General features: G+C 62.6%; 11 protein-coding genes. 6 read left to right on the forward strand and 5 right to left on the reverse strand.

Annotation, left to right across the window (positions count from 1 at the left end; genetic code table 11):
• Window positions 1-132: 132 nt before the first annotated feature.
• The 3 genes from AYK65_RS12765 to AYK65_RS12775 all read right to left on the reverse strand — a co-directional run bounded on the left by AYK65_RS12765 (window position 133) and on the right by AYK65_RS12775 (window position 4133).
• On the reverse strand, window positions 133-1536 hold the full coding sequence (locus AYK65_RS12765; RefSeq protein WP_081158612.1) for an MATE family efflux transporter: 1404 nt from the start codon (window positions 1534-1536) through the stop codon (window positions 133-135).
• 164 nt (window positions 1537-1700) lie between these two features.
• Window positions 1701-2960 carry a TCR/Tet family MFS transporter gene (locus tag AYK65_RS12770; protein WP_081158614.1) on the reverse strand — a complete coding sequence of 420 codons (1260 nt, stop codon included), beginning with the start codon at window positions 2958-2960 and terminating at the stop codon, window positions 1701-1703.
• 249 nt (window positions 2961-3209) lie between these two features.
• On the reverse strand, window positions 3210-4133 hold the full coding sequence (locus AYK65_RS12775) for a LysR family transcriptional regulator (protein WP_081158616.1): 924 nt from the start codon (window positions 4131-4133) through the stop codon (window positions 3210-3212).
• Between the two features lie 105 nt (window positions 4134-4238).
• Here AYK65_RS12775 and AYK65_RS12780 point away from each other — a divergent pair, with 105 nt between their 5' ends.
• Window positions 4239-5237 (forward strand): aldo/keto reductase, encoded by a 999-nt coding sequence (locus AYK65_RS12780; protein WP_081158618.1) that lies wholly within the window; start codon window positions 4239-4241, stop codon window positions 5235-5237.
• A 38-nt stretch (window positions 5238-5275) separates the two neighbouring features.
• Here the strand turns inward: AYK65_RS12780 and ypfJ are convergent, their stop codons facing one another.
• Entirely contained in the window at window positions 5276-6196 is a 921-nt protein-coding gene (ypfJ, locus tag AYK65_RS12785; protein ID WP_081158620.1) for a KPN_02809 family neutral zinc metallopeptidase, read from the reverse strand.
• A 221-nt stretch (window positions 6197-6417) separates the two neighbouring features.
• Here ypfJ and AYK65_RS12790 point away from each other — a divergent pair, with 221 nt between their 5' ends.
• The 3 genes from AYK65_RS12790 (at window position 6418) to carB (ending at window position 11164) form a co-directional block, all read left to right on the forward strand.
• Window positions 6418-7446 carry a zinc-dependent alcohol dehydrogenase family protein gene (locus AYK65_RS12790; RefSeq protein WP_081158622.1) on the forward strand — a complete coding sequence of 343 codons (1029 nt, stop codon included), beginning with the start codon at window positions 6418-6420 and terminating at the stop codon, window positions 7444-7446.
• 3 nt (window positions 7447-7449) lie between these two features.
• Entirely contained in the window at window positions 7450-7593 is a 144-nt protein-coding gene (locus tag AYK65_RS32380; RefSeq protein WP_172401992.1) for a hypothetical protein, read from the forward strand.
• A 79-nt stretch (window positions 7594-7672) separates the two neighbouring features.
• Window positions 7673-11164, forward strand: a complete 3492-nt coding sequence (gene carB, locus AYK65_RS12795) for a carbamoyl-phosphate synthase large subunit (protein WP_081158700.1) — start codon at window positions 7673-7675, stop codon at window positions 11162-11164.
• Window positions 11165-11247: 83 nt separating this feature from the next.
• Here the strand turns inward: carB and AYK65_RS12800 are convergent, their stop codons facing one another.
• The gene (locus tag AYK65_RS12800; RefSeq protein WP_081158624.1) at window positions 11248-12732 is read right to left on the reverse strand and encodes an MFS transporter; all 1485 of its coding nucleotides are present in this window, start codon (window positions 12730-12732) and stop codon (window positions 11248-11250) included.
• 280 nt (window positions 12733-13012) lie between these two features.
• Between AYK65_RS12800 and greA the strand changes: the two genes are divergently transcribed.
• Both greA and AYK65_RS12810 read left to right on the forward strand, forming a co-directional pair.
• Entirely contained in the window at window positions 13013-13489 is a 477-nt protein-coding gene (gene greA / locus AYK65_RS12805) for a transcription elongation factor GreA (RefSeq protein ID WP_026614055.1), read from the forward strand.
• 78 nt (window positions 13490-13567) lie between these two features.
• On the forward strand, window positions 13568-14623 hold the full coding sequence (locus AYK65_RS12810; RefSeq protein ID WP_081158626.1) for a glycosyltransferase family 4 protein: 1056 nt from the start codon (window positions 13568-13570) through the stop codon (window positions 14621-14623).
• Window positions 14624-14628 lie beyond the last annotated feature (5 nt).

A 14628-nucleotide genomic window follows, 5' to 3' on the forward strand; every position in this document is an offset into this window, starting at 1 on the left:
TCCAGTTCTTGATGTGAATGCCTCCAGGAAGCTTCCCACAGGGAAGCTTCAGAATAAGCGGCCTCATTTTTCCCCTGATGTGGTCGCTCTTACGAGCCGGACGGCCTCCCCTGCCCGTCCGGCTTTTCTTTTCTAGGCAACGGCAGGCGCTGTGCGCGTGAAGCGAAGCAGGCGGAAGAAGCGCCAATTGAGCAATAGCGCCGCTGCTGCAAGCCCGAGCACGAAGCCGAACCAGACGCCGACCCCACCAAACTTCAGCGGAAAGGCGAAGGCCCAGGCGCAGAAGAAGCCGATTGGCCAATAGGAAATCATCGCCAGAATCATCGGCACGGTCGTGTCCTTGAGACCGCGCAGCATCCCCGCGGCGATCGCCTGAAGCCCGTCGACGAGCTGGAAGGCGCCGGCTATCACGATCAGCGGCCCCGCGAAGGCCAGAACCTCGGCGGCGTCCGGGCGGCTCGTATCGAGATAGAGGGCTGCGAGCTCATAGGGAAACAGCGCGAAAATCGTGCTGCCGACGGCGGCAAAGCCGCAGCCGAGTGCAAGGACGGCGATCGCCGCGCGCTTGACGCCGAGCATATCACCACCGCCATAGGCCAGGCCCACACGCACGGTCCCGGCCTGGGCCAGGCCGAGCGGAATCATGAAGGCGATCGACGCGAATTGAAGCGCGATGCCGTGCGCCGCGAGTTCGATCGTGCCGATGGTTCCCATAAGCAGCGAAGCGACGGTAAACAGGCTGACTTCGGCTAGGATCGTCAGCGAGATCGGAATGCCGAGATGGATGACTTCGCGGAAGACGGGCCAGTCCGGCCGCCAGAAACGCACGAACAGTTCATATCCGTTGAGTTCCGGCCGGTTGCGGATGTAGCCGATTGTCAGCACGGCGCCGAGCAGCGCCACGCCGAGTGCCGCGACGGCGGCTCCGAATATGCCGAGCGCCGGAAAGCCGAAATGACCGAAGATCAGGACGTAGCAAAGCACGGCGTTGAGAACCAAGGTCGCGAGCGTCACGTACAGAATCACCCCTGCCCGTTCGAGGCCGCTTAGGAAGGCGCGCAATACCATGAAGACGAGGCTGGGAAAGATCGCCCACTGCGCTACGTGCAGATATTCCCCGGCGAGCTTTGCGACCTCTGGCTTCTGCCCGGCCAACAGCAGGATCGGCTCGGCCATCCAGAGTGCCGGTGCGGTCAGGATGCCGTAGAGCAGCACCACCCACATGCCCATTCGGACCGAACGTCGTACGGACATCTTGTCACCCCGGCCTTGCGCCTGCGCGACCATCGGCACGACGGCGTTTGCAAAGCCGCTGCCGAAGATGAAGACCGTGAAGAACACCTGCGTCGCAATGATGATGGCCGCGAGCTGCGTCGCACCCAACTTGCCGACCATCAGAACGTCGGTCGTATTGATTGCAAGCTGGGCAAGCTGGGCGCCGATGAAGGGAACGCCGAGATACACGCTGGCGCGAAAATGCATGCCCCACGAATTGTCGGTTTGCGGAAGCACAAGGTCTTTGTTTGCGGTCAGCATGGAAAATCCTGGCTCTGCAGCGGCAAAAAGTCGGAAAATGAAGGAGGGTATTCGAATTAGAGCACCACCGGCGCGAGCGCCAGCAATAAAGACCGAACTGCTCGATTTTTCATCGATGGATCAAGAAAATTGATCAATTTGCAGGCATGACCTGCCGGGAGCCGCTAGGCCTGCGTTGGTCTCGGGACCGTCTCCTCGAAAGCGTCGCCGCGAACACTGCGCACCTTGGAGAGGAAGACCACAAGCGCGGCAACGATCAGACAGCCCGCAAGCGCATAAGCCGCGCCGGAAAACGAATAGGTGGCCACGGGGCTGGTGAAATAGGCGAAGATCTGAGTGAAGATCAAAGGCCCAAGGATCGTCGTTATGCTCGATATGCTGGTGAGTGCCCCCTGCAATTCGCCCTGCGCCGACGGCGGGACGTGGACCGATGCGATGCTGCGCAACGGCGGATCCGCGAGGCTCTCGAGTGCCGTTGCTACGATGACGACGTAGATCATCCAGCCCTCCCACGCGGCCGCATAGCCGGTCATTCCAAGCGCCGTGAAAACGAGCCCGAGCGTTGCCGTTCGTCTTTCGCCCAGTCTCGACACGACACGCGGCAGGACAACCGCCATAACGAACGCGCCGCCTACGCCGAAGATGCCGAGCGAGAGTCCGATCTGCCCTTCGCTCCATCCATAGCGATAGGAGGATACGAACGACCACACGGCGGGATAGACGGCATGGGCCAGCCAGTAGAGGAAGAAGACGAGACACACCCAACCGATCCCGGAATAGTTGTGCATCTGCTTGAGTGCACCGAGTGGATTGGCTCGGTGCCACTCGAAGCGCCGCCGGTGTGCGCGCGCAAGCGTCTCCGGCAGGAGAAAGAGCCCGACGACGAAATTGAGGAAGGAAAGCCCCGCCGCGCCGTAAAAGGGCACTCTGGGCCCCAACTCCCCGAGAAAGCCGCCGACCACCGGACCGAGGGCGAAGCCCGTGCCGAAGGCAATGCCGATCAGGCCGAAATTCTTGGCGCGGTTTCCGTCGTCGCTAATGTCGGCGATGTAGGCGGACGCGGTTCCAAAGCTCGCGCCGCTGATGCCGGCGAGAATGCGCCCCACGAAGAGCATCCAATAGCTCGTCGCAAGCGCGCAGATCAGATTGTCGATCGCGAAGGTGAGCACCGAGGCAAGCAGGATCGGCCGACGCCCGAATCGGTCGCTCAAGTTTCCGATCAGCGGTGCGAAGAGAAATTGCATCGCCGAATAGACGAGCAGCAGCCAGCCACCGTCGATCGCCGCCTCGCCGACATCCGCGCCCGTCAGCTCCTCCAGGTAGCTCGGCAGCACCGGCACGATGATCGCGATGCCCATGATGTCGAGAAAGAGGATGAGGAAGACGAGGAACAGACCACGCCGTACAAATTTGCTGTCCCGCATGAGTCTTCCCTCCCGTTGTCCGCAAGCGGGACAGAACGTGAACGACGTTACCAAATAAGGTGTATCGTGTTGTCACGACGCAAACAATACGTGAACATTTCAAAGTTTATGATCGAAATGATCTCGTCTGTTGATGGCTTGCTGGCCTTTGGCTGCAACCCTATAGCGCCGTGCGTCTTTTCAGACGCACAAAGAGACGCTGTAGCACTTTGAAGTGCTGCATGTTTTTCTCCTTTAATCGGCTACGATTTAAGGAAACATGCCGTAGCGCTCTGAGTGCCGCTGTTCGGCCTTCAGGAAATCGACGAAGGCGCGAAGCGGAGCCGGAAGATGCCGACGGCCGGCGTAGTACAGGAACGGCCCTGGAAAGCTGGTAACCCAAGCCTCCAGAATCGGAACGAGGCGGCCCGCCTTGATCTCAGGCAGCAGGAATTCCTCGAAGCTTCTGATCACTCCTAGACCACCGACGGCGGCGCTGATTTCGAGATCGATCGCATTGGCGAGCACGGTCGCGGGGGGCGCGACAGTAATTGCCGCCGCGCCCTCGCCGAATTCCCAGGCGAGCGCAATGCCGTTCTGGAAACGGTGGCGTATCGTCGCGTGCTCCAGGAGGTCGCGCGGATGTTGCGGCTCGCCATGCTTGGCGAGATAGTCCGGGGCCGCAGCGGTAACATAGCGCTGCACTCGCGGCCCGATCGGGATGGCGATCATGTCTTTTTCCAGACGCTCCTCATAGCGCACGCCGGCGTCGAATCCTGCAGCCAGCACATCGATGAAGCCGTCCTCAGCGACCACTTCCAAACTGATCGCCGGATGGGCCTTGAGAAAGCGCCCGATAATCGGCGGCAGGATGACCCGCGCGACAATCGTGGGGACGTTGAGCCGCAATGTTCCGGCCGGCTTGTCGCGTTCGCTTGCGGCCTGATCGAGCGCGCCGGCGATCTCGCCAAGTGCGGGCGACAGCCGCTCGAACAGTCTCATGCCCGCTTCCGTTGCGGTGACACTGCGGGTCGTGCGGTTGAGCAGTCTCACGCCCAGCCTCGCCTCCAACCGCCGCAGCGCTTCGCTGAGGGCGGAGGCCGAGACGCCGCGCTTGCGGGCAGCGGTTCGAAAGCTGCGTTCGCGCGCGACGGCGGCGAAGGCATCGAGGTCTGCAAGTGGAAGGTCGCTCATTGTACGATATTCCGCACAAGCTGTTTGGTTTCTGCCTGATTATCGCACAGCCAAATCGGAAGTAAACCTTGCACCGAACGCACGGCCTCAAAAAGGAGAGACGAGATGCAAATGGTTTCGCTTGGAAAATCCGGTCCGAAAGTCTCCGCCATCGGGCTCGGCTGCATGGGAATGTCGGGCATGTACGGTCCCGCAGACCGCACGGAGAGCATCGCCACGATCCATGCCGCGCTAGATGCCGGTATTAATTTGCTCGACACCGGAGACTTCTACGGCATGGGTCATAACGAGATGCTGATCGGCGAGGCGCTCAAGGATTGCGATCGCGACCAAGTGCTGCTCAGCGTGAAGTTCGGCGCCATGCGTGATGCAGCCGGCGCCTGGCTCGGTTACGATGCCCGGCCAAAGGCGGTGCGCAACTTCCTCGCCTATACGCTGCAGCGCCTCGGCGTCGAGTACATCGACATCTATCGCCCGTCCCGACTCGATCCCGACGTGCCGATCGAGGACACCATCGGTGCCGTAGCGGAAATGGTGAAAGCCGGCTATGTCCGTCATATCGGCCTCTCCGAAGTCGGACCGGAGACGATCCGGCGCGCGGCCGCCGTCCATCCGATATGCGATCTGCAGATCGAATACTCGCTGGTTTCCCGCGGGATTGAGGACGAGATCCTGCCGACCTGCCGCGAGCTCGGGATCGGCATCACTGCCTACGGCGTGCTGTCGCGCGGGCTGATAAGCGGCCACTGGCAGAAGGGAGCGGCGGGAAGCGGCGACTTCCGCGCCATGAGCCCTCGCTTCCAGGAGGGCAATGTCGATCAGAACCTCGCGCTGGTCGAGGCGCTGAGGCGCGTCGCCGACGCCAAAGGCGTGACCGTGGCGCAGATCGCCATCGCCTGGGTCGCCGCGCATGGGGCGGACATCGTGCCGCTCATCGGCGCACGCCGTCGCGACAGGCTTTCCGAGGCGCTCGGCGCCCAATCGCTTCGTCTCGATGCGGATGACATGGCGGCGATCGAGCGCTCCGTCCCGAAGGGCGCCGCCGCCGGCGCCCGCTACCCCGAGGCGCAACTCGCGCACATGGACAGCGAAAGGCACGGATGAACGAGGAAGATGGAGCGCCGCTGTCGGAACCCGAGCGATCAGACGGAGCCGGAGAAGGTGTCGCAGTCCGACATCTTGCCGCTGTCGAAACCTCGCTTGAACCACCGCATCCGCTGCTCGGACGTGCCGTGGTTGAAGCTTTCCGGTACGACATAGCCCTGCATCCGCTTCTGCAGGGTGTCATCGCCGATCTGGGTCGCGGCGTTCAGCGCCTCCTCAAGGTCACCGCGCTCCAGCAATCCTTTCTGTTCGGTGTATTTGCCCCAGATGCCGGCGAAGCAGTCGGCCTGGAGTTCGACACGGATCGACATCTGGTTTGCCTCGGCCTCGCTCATGCGCTGGCGCATCTGGTTGAACTTCGGCAGGACCCCGATGAGGTTCTGGACGTGATGACCGACCTCATGCGCCAGCACATAGGCCTGGGCGAAGTCGCCGGAGGCGTCGAATTTCTGCGCGAGCTCGTCGAAGAAGCTCATGTCGAGGTAGACCTTGCGGTCGCCGGGGCAATAGAAGGGACCGGATGCAGCCGAGGCAAAGCCGCAGGCCGAGCGAACCGCGCCATTGAAGAGCACGAGCCTTGGCTCTTCATATTGTTCGCCGCTCGCCTGGAAAATGCCGTTCCAGGTGTCTTCCGTTTCCGCGAGCACCGTGGCCATGAAGGCTTTCATCTCCTCTTCCTCGGCCGAACCGCGCGGCGCTTGCGAGCCATCGCTCTGTTCGAAACCCGGCATGTTCACCGGCCCGCCTTCAAGGATCTGGAGCATATCGATGCCCATTGCCCTGAGCACGAAATAGAGGATGACGAGGAAGATCAGCGTGCCGAAGCTCATACCACCGCCGGCACGGCGCATTCCGCCGCCAGGTATACGGAATCCGCCCCCGCGCCCGAACGGGCCCCCGGGGCTTGCCCCGCGCTGATCCTCGACATTGCTGGACTGGCGGCGGCCCTTCCATTCCATGGTCTTTCCTCCAGAAGGCGTCGCCTCTACTTCAGCGCGCCCAATGATTTATACGTCCGGACGACGAGTCTTGTAAAACGCAATCGCCGGCAGCCGGTTGCATGCTGCGGGCGGTATTGTCGGGTGCCGTCGACGGCTATGTGCCTTGAGAGTAGGTGGCAGGATTGACGCCTCGCCCTCCCCGTGTTCCGATCCAAGAAGCAGAACGGCAGGAGGGGCAGATGAAGGCAGTGCGTCTGGAGTCGGTGGGTAATATCTCCGTTCGGGACGTCGAGGTGCCTGAGCCCGGGCCCGACGATCTGCTCGTCAAAGTGGAGGCCTGCGGCATATGCGGGACCGACCGCCATCTTCTTCATGGCGAATTTCCGTCCACGCCACCGGTCACGCTCGGGCACGAATTCTGCGGCATCGTCGTAAAGGCGGGCGACGCCGTCCGGGGCATCGCGCCCGGCGCCCGGATCACCGGCGATCCCAATATTTCCTGTGGCCGCTGTCCCCAGTGTCAGGCGGGGCGAGTCAATCTCTGCCGTAATCTGCGCGCGATCGGCATCCATCGCGACGGTGGCTTCGCCGAATACGTCCTGGTGCCGCAGAAGCAGGCTTTCGAGATCCCGCTTGCCCTTGATCCCGTGCATGGCGCCTTCTGTGAACCCCTCGCCTGTTGCCTGCACGGCATCGATATTGCGGGGATAAAAACGGGCTCGACGGTGGCAGTCCTCGGTGGCGGCGTGATCGGCCTCCTGACGGTTCAACTCGCGAGACTCGCCGGCGCGACGACGGTCATTCTCTCGACGCGCCAGGCATCGAAGCGCCGTTTGGCCGAAGAGGTCGGCGCGACCGCGACCGTCGATCCGGTGGCCACTGAGGTCGTGGAAGCGATCGCCGGCCCGGCAGGTCTCGTTCCGGGAGGCGTCGACGTGGTGATCGAATGCGCCGGCGTCGCGGAAACGGTGCAGCAGTCGACGCGGCTCGCCAAAGCGGGCGGCACGGTCGTGATCCTGGGCGTGTTGCCGCAGGGCGAAAAGGTCGAGATCGAGCCCTTCGACATCCTCTTCCGCGAACTTCGTGTGCTCGGCTCTTTCATCAATCCCTTTGTCCATCGCCGTGCCGCCGATCTCGTTGCTTCCGGTGCGATCGAAATCGACCGGCTGATTTCCCGTCGCGTGCCGCTCGCGGAGGCGCCGGGCATCATCACCTGTCCGGCCGCTGCTGGAGAGGTCAAGGTGCTGGTTATCCCTTCTTGCGGATAGTCTGTGCTTGACGGCATCGAAGGTGATTTTTCGCCGCAGGTCGGCACTTTGAAGGGCCGGCGCAAATATGTTCGCTTTATTGTCGATTCTGGAATTTTCGGGGTTTCGCTTGCAGAAACATTTGCCTATAAGCCGCTTTTAGCCTGAAAAGACCATCAATGCGCGACCCGGCCGGTGACCTCCCAACCTGGCCGGTTTTTCGCGCAGCCAGAAACGGATGATTGCCATGCCGAAGCGCCAAGATATCAAATCGATCCTCATCATCGGCGCGGGGCCGATCGTCATCGGTCAGGCTTGCGAATTCGATTACTCCGGTACCCAGGCGTGCAAGGCGTTGAAGGAGGAAGGTTACCGCGTTATTCTGGTAAATTCCAACCCGGCGACGATCATGACCGACCCGGGGCTGGCGGACGCGACCTATGTCGAGCCGATCACGCCCGAGGTCGTCGCCAAGATCATTGCCAAGGAGCGTCCCGACGCGCTGCTGCCGACGATGGGCGGCCAGACGGCGCTCAACACGGCGCTGTCGCTGCGCCGCATGGGCGTGCTCGACCGCTACAATGTCGAGATGATCGGCGCCAAACCCGAAGCGATCGACAAGGCGGAGGACCGCGCCCTCTTCCGCGAGGCAATGGCACGGATCGGGCTGGAGACGCCGAAATCGCAACTGGCCAACGCCACCGACATCAAGGATCACGATCGCAAGGTGCACGAGGCCGAGCGCGCCGCGCTCAAGGCCAAGTTTTCCGGCGCTGAACTCGACAGTGCCCTCGACGAATTGGAGAACCAGTGGAATCTCGGCGAAGGCGACCGCAAGCAGCGCTATGTCAACCACGCCATGGCGATTGCCGCCCAGGCGCTCGACGAGGTCGGCCTGCCGGCGATCATTCGCCCCTCCTTCACGCTTGGCGGTACGGGCGGTGGCATTGCATATAACCGTTCGGAATTCTTCGAGATCGTCGGCAACGGCCTCGATGCCTCGCCGACGACGGAAGTCCTGATCGAGGAGTCGGTCCTCGGCTGGAAGGAGTATGAAATGGAGGTCGTCCGCGACAAGGCGGACAATTGCATCATCATCTGCTCGATCGAAAACATCGATCCGATGGGCGTGCACACGGGCGATTCGATCACCGTCGCTCCGGCGCTGACCTTGACCGACAAGGAATACCAGATCATGCGCAACGCCTCGATCGCGGTGCTGCGCGAGATCGGCGTCGAAACCGGCGGCTCGAACGTGCAGTTCGCGGTCAACCCCGAAAATGGTCGCCTCGTCGTCATCGAGATGAACCCGCGCGTTTCCCGCTCCTCGGCGCTTGCATCCAAGGCCACCGGCTTCCCGATCGCGAAGATCGCTGCCAAGCTCGCCGTCGGCTATACGCTCGATGAACTGGACAATGACATCACCGGCGGCGCCACACCCGCCTCCTTCGAACCATCGATCGACTATGTCGTCACGAAGATCCCGCGTTTTGCCTTCGAGAAGTTCCCGGGCGCCGAACCGACGCTGACGACCGCGATGAAATCGGTCGGCGAGGTCATGGCGATCGGCCGTACCTTTGCCGAATCGCTGCAGAAGGCGCTTCGCGGGCTGGAGACGGGGCTCACCGGCCTCGACGAGATCGAGATTCCCGACTTCGACGAGAATGGCGACGGCCGCAATGCGATCCGCGCCGCGCTTGGTACGCCGACGCCGGACCGCCTGCGCATGGTCGCCCAGGCGCTGCGTCTTGGCATGAGCGAGGCGGAGGTGCACGAAGCCTGCAAGATTGATCCGTGGTTCATCGCCCAGTTCAAGGCGATCGTCGACATGGAGGCGCGTATCCGCGAACACGGCCTGCCTCAGGACGCGGAGAACCTGCGCATGCTGAAAGCCATGGGCTTCTCCGATGCCCGGCTTGCGACGCTCACCGGCAAGCGCCCGAAGGAAGTGGCCGAACTGCGCAACGCGTTGAAGGTCCGCCCTGTCTACAAGCGCATCGATACCTGCGCTGCCGAGTTCGCCTCGCCGACCGCCTATATGTATTCGACCTATGAGACCCCGTTCGTCGGCGTCGCGCGTTCCGAGGCGCAGGTATCCGACCGCAAGAAGGTGGTCATTCTAGGCGGCGGCCCGAACCGAATCGGTCAGGGCATCGAGTTCGACTATTGCTGCTGCCATGCAGCCTTCGCGTTGAAGGATGCGGGCTATGAAGCGATCATGGTCAACTGCAACCCGGAAACGGTTTCGACAGACTACGACACCTCCGACCGGCTCTATTTCGAGCCGCTGACGGCCGAGGATGTCATCGAGATTATGCGCGCGGAACAGGAAAACGGCACGCTGCACGGCGTCATCGTGCAGTTCGGCGGCCAGACGCCGCTGAAGCTTGCAGAGGCTTTGGAAAAGAACGGCATCCCGATCCTGGGCACAGCGCCGGACGCGATCGACCTCGCCGAAGACCGTGACCGGTTCCAGAAGCTCCTGATGAAGCTTGACCTCAACCAGCCGAACAACGGCATCGCCTATTCGGTCGAGCAGGCGCGCCTCGTTGCCGCCGAAATCGGTTTCCCGCTGGTTGTCCGCCCGTCCTACGTTCTCGGCGGTCGCGCCATGCAGATCATCCATTCGGAAAGCCAGCTTCAGAGCTACCTGCTCGACACGGTTCCGGGGCTCGTGCCGGAGGATATCAAGCAGCGCTACCCGAACGACAAGACCGGGCAGATCAACACGCTGCTCGGCAAGAACCCGCTCCTCTTCGACAGCTATCTGACGAACGCGACGGAAGTGGACGTCGACTGCCTGTGCGATGGCAAAGATGTCTTCGTCGCCGGAATCATGGAACATATCGAGGAGGCCGGCATCCATTCGGGCGATTCCGCCTGCTCGCTCCCGGTCCACACCCTCTCCTCCGAGACAGTCGACGAGCTCCAGCGCCAGACGACGGCGCTTGCAAAGGCACTGAATGTCGGCGGCCTGATGAACGTGCAGTTCGCCATCAAGGACGGCACTATCTATGTGCTCGAGGTCAACCCGCGCGCGTCGCGCACGGTCCCGTTTGTGGCCAAGACAATCGGCGCGCCGATCGCGAAGATCGCCGCGCGTGTCATGGCCGGTGAGACGCTGGAGGAAGCAGTCGCCGCCTACGGCAAATGGCCGGACCCGCGCAAGCTGAAACATATCGCGGTCAAGGAAGCGGTCTTCCCCTTCGCCCGCTTCCCGGGCGTCGACACGTTGCTCGGACCGGAGATGCGTTCGACCGGCGAAGTCATCGGGCTCGACACGGATTACGCGCTCGCGTTCGCCAAATCGCAGCTTGGCGCTGGCGTCGATCTGCCGCGTGATGGAACAGTTTTCGTCTCGGTTCGCGACGAGGACAAGCCGGGTGTCCTGCCGGCGATCCGCGTTCTCTCGGATATCGGCTTCAAGGTCATGGCCACCGGCGGCACTGCCCGCTTCCTTGGAGAGCACGGCATTACCGCCACCAAGATCAACAAGGTGTTGGAAGGCCGGCCGCATGTCGAGGACGCCATCCGTAACCGACAGGTCCAGCTCGTCATCAACACCACGGATGGCAACAAGGCGATATCCGATTCCAAGTCGCTTCGCCGCGCAACGCTTATGCAGAAGGTCCCCTACTACACCACGATGGCAGGCGCCGAGGCGGCGGCACTTGCTATCAAGGCGCTGAAGGCGGGCAATCTCGAAGTGCGCCCGCTGCAGAGCTATTTCGACGCCTGACGCCTCCGCTTGCGCACCCGAAAACGGGTGCGCACATCGCTGCGGGAAGCAACAGGCGACAGGCTCCCCGGCCAGGCAACGGCTCAAACCGATCCCCGCGTCCCTGCCTGTCCGTGCGGCGCGGCACGCGCCTTCTGCCGCACAAGGCTACGGGTCCTTATGCCGAAGACGAGCGATGCGGCGGCGATGATGCAAGCGAGGGCGAACACCGCGAGCAAGGCCGCAGAGATCACGCGATCGCTGGCGCCTTCGTCGAAGCCCCGCGCATTGGCGGTCGCCCCGAAAACGGCGGCGCCGATCGCATAACCCGCCGATTGCAGCGTCGGCAGCAGAGCGGACGTCTTGTCGCGCTCCTCAATGCTCGATACGTCCATCAAAAGCTGACTGAGCGTCCCCCAGCAAACACCGAAACCCGCGCCGATCGCGATCTGGCTGATGAAGACCAGGCGGTACTCGCCGGCGCCGACGGCAAGTGTCAATCCAACGAGGCCGAGGCAAAGAAGCAACGGGCCCGTGGAGATCAATCGAACGCGCATCGCATGCGATCGCAGGCTCGCCACCAGTATCGCCGTCCCGCTCCAGGACATGGCCATCAACGCGCTTGAGAACCCGGCGGCAGTCGGGCCGAAATCCCACAGGCGTTGCAGCGCATAGACGAGGTAGACGGAGCCCGAGGACTGGGCCAGCGGCATCAGCAGAACGACCCAGAGGCCGGTGCCGAGCGGCTTGCTGACCGAAAAAGCGTCTGGCGGCAGGATGGAGCGCGGTGCTCGACGATCGGAGCGGATCGTACCGACGAAAACCGCGAGCGCCGCCACCAGCAGGGCCGCCATCGCATAGCCGTTGTCTGCAGTGTTCGAGAGCGAAATCAGCAGGACGCCGAAGCCGAAGGCGATGAGCCGCGGCAACGGAACCGCTACCGCCACTTTTGCGCCTCGCGCCGGTTGACGAACGATCGCAACGACGAGTGCGACGAAGATCGCCACGGCCGGGATATTGACGAAGAACGCTGCGCGCCACGACCAATGTTCCGTGAGCAGCCCGGAGATGAGCGGGCCGGCAAAGGCGGCGGTAGCCCAGACGATCGCTTCCGCGCCAAAGACCTTGGGCACGAGGCGCGGCGGGAAGAGCTCCGGAATGAGTGCGTAGCAGACGGCCGCGACTATGCCTTCGCCGAAGCCCTGCAGCAACCGGCCGGCGAGCACCTGCGGCATGCCGCTCGCCGTCGTAGCGATCACGGTTCCTGTGGCGAAGACAAGCGCTGCGGCGATCAGCGTCTTGCGCGCGCCGAACCCCGTCTTCAGGTTGGCCGCCATGGCGCCGCCGACGATGGCGAACACGAGGTAGAGCGTGAACGCCCAAGACAAAAGGGCAGCCCCGCCGAATTCCTCGACTGCCGTCGGCAGCGCCGTCGAGACGAAGAATTCGTTGAAGGCAAAGAGTGCGACACCGAGGCACAAGGTCACGGTCGCCGCCAAGTGGCGGGGTTGCAAGAGTTCGCTCCAGCGGCCCTCGGCCTCCGCCTGCTGCGTCGTATCGGCACCTAAATTCTGTTCGGCTAAACTCATGGGGTCGGTTCCGTATCGTTCCTTCGTTGATGGAACCAGCACTGATACAACCTCAACTGCGGTTGAGGTAAAGAGGCTTTCCTTCACCCGGCGTCGGATTGTGTTCGGCTCGGCCACCGCGGGGAAGGACCGCGAAAAATCTGGCTTTCGCGCTTCCGTTTCTGTTATAAGAACGGTTCGGATGTTTCGGACGGTTCCGGTGCTTTTGCTCCGGCGACCGTTTTCTTTTGCGTGGGCGCCGCCGAAAGGCGGCGCCGCGTGTCTGATGAAGGATGATGAAATGGTCGACAAGGTGCCGATGACACAGGGTGGGTTCGTCAATCTGCAGGAGGAGCTGCGTTGGCGCCAGCAGGAGGAACGCCCGCGAATCATCGAAGCGATCGCTGAGGCTCGCGCTCATGGCGACTTGTCGGAAAATGCCGAATACCATGCGGCCAAGGAAGCTCAGAGCCATAACGAGGGTCGCATCGGCGAACTCGAGGATCTGATTGCGCGTGCCGAAGTGATCGATCTGTCGAAGATGTCCGGTTCGAAGATCAAGTTTGGCGCGAAGGTGAAGCTCGTCGACGAGGATACCGAAGAGGAAAAGACCTACCAGATCGTCGGCGATCAGGAAGCCGACGTCAAAGCGGGACGCATTTCCATCTCTTCCCCGATCGCTCGCGCGCTGATCGGCAAGGAAGTGGGCGACTCGATCGAAGTCAACGCTCCCGGCGGCTCCAAGGCATACGAAATTCTCGCCATTCACTGGGGCTGACCGCCCCGCACTGGCGCGCGTCCCCGCTCCGCCCCTTTTCCCAATAGTGATTGTCGCATGCGCGAGGAGAGCGCACACGTGGTCGATATACGCGACGTCGAGGTGATTGCGCCCAATTTCAAGCGCCGGCTCTCCGGCGTTACTTCGACGATCATCCAGCTCATTCCGGTGCAGCGCGCTCTCGGCCAGAAGATCGCGGTGCTCGGCCCGGGGCTCCCCAAGAATTTGCCGTCTGTCCGGTACCGCGACCTGATCCATCTATGGAGGAGACCGGCGGGACGTCCGTGCCGTGTCTGGCACGCGCGGCGCAACGTCGAAATGCTGCCCGCGATCCTCCTGCGCGATCTGTTGCGCATGAAGATCCGGATTGTCTTCACCTCGGCTTCGCAGCGCCGGCACACCGGGTGGAGCAAGTTCCTCATTCGCCGGATGGATGCGGTGATCGCGACGAGCGCAAAAACTGCCGCCTATCTGGAGGTGCCGAATACCGTCGTCCTGCACGGCATCGATACCAAGCGCTTCCGGCCGCCCGGCGACAAGGCAGAAGCCAAACGTCGGCTCGGTCTCGATCCGTCGAAGAAGTTCGTCGGATGCTTCGGGCGCGTGCGTCGCCAGAAGGGGACCGACCTTTTCGTCGACAGCATGATCGCTCTCCTGCCCGGCCGGCCCGAATGGAGTGCGATCGTTGCCGGGCGGGCCACCGGTTCCCACCTCGCCTTCGAGTCCGAACTGAAGGAACGCGTCGTCAAAGCAGGGCTCGCCGATCGTATTCTCTTCGTCGGCGAACACACAAACATTCCGGACTGGTACCAGGCGCTCGATCTCTTCATCGCCCCGCAGCGCTGGGAAGGCTTCGGCCTGACGCCGCTCGAAGCCATGGCGACCGGCGTGCCCGTCGTGGCGACGGAAGTCGGTGCCTTTTCCGAGCTGATCGCCGTCGGCGATGAGGAAACCGGTCTCATCATTGCGGCCGACAATCTCGAGGCGATGGTCAACGGCGCGGCCGTCTTCATGGACGATCTGCCGCGACTGGCGGCAGCCGGAGCCAACGGGCTCGCGCGGACGTCGAAAAATTTTGCCATAGAAGCGGAAGCCCGAGCGATCGGAGCGGTCTACGAAAACCTTATGCGCTGACTGAA

It is taken from the genome of Ensifer aridi (assembly GCF_002078505.1).
Lineage (GTDB): Bacteria > Pseudomonadota > Alphaproteobacteria > Rhizobiales > Rhizobiaceae > Sinorhizobium > Sinorhizobium aridi.

Coding starts and splice junctions, on each gene's coding strand:
- AYK65_RS12790 (WP_081158622.1), top strand. CDS start 6,418: ATGAAGGCAGTGCGTCTGGAGTCGGTGGGTAATATCTCCGTTCGGGAC.
- carB (WP_081158700.1), top strand. CDS start 7,673: ATGCCGAAGCGCCAAGATATCAAATCGATCCTCATCATCGGCGCGGGG.
- ypfJ (WP_081158620.1), bottom strand. CDS start 6,196: ATGGAATGGAAGGGCCGCCGCCAGTCCAGCAATGTCGAGGATCAGCGC.
- AYK65_RS12770 (WP_081158614.1), bottom strand. CDS start 2,960: ATGCGGGACAGCAAATTTGTACGGCGTGGTCTGTTCCTCGTCTTCCTC.
- AYK65_RS12775 (WP_081158616.1), bottom strand. CDS start 4,133: ATGAGCGACCTTCCACTTGCAGACCTCGATGCCTTCGCCGCCGTCGCG.
- greA (WP_026614055.1), top strand. CDS start 13,013: ATGGTCGACAAGGTGCCGATGACACAGGGTGGGTTCGTCAATCTGCAG.
- AYK65_RS12765 (WP_081158612.1), bottom strand. CDS start 1,536: ATGCTGACCGCAAACAAAGACCTTGTGCTTCCGCAAACCGACAATTCG.
- AYK65_RS12800 (WP_081158624.1), bottom strand. CDS start 12,732: ATGAGTTTAGCCGAACAGAATTTAGGTGCCGATACGACGCAGCAGGCG.
- AYK65_RS12780 (WP_081158618.1), top strand. CDS start 4,239: ATGCAAATGGTTTCGCTTGGAAAATCCGGTCCGAAAGTCTCCGCCATC.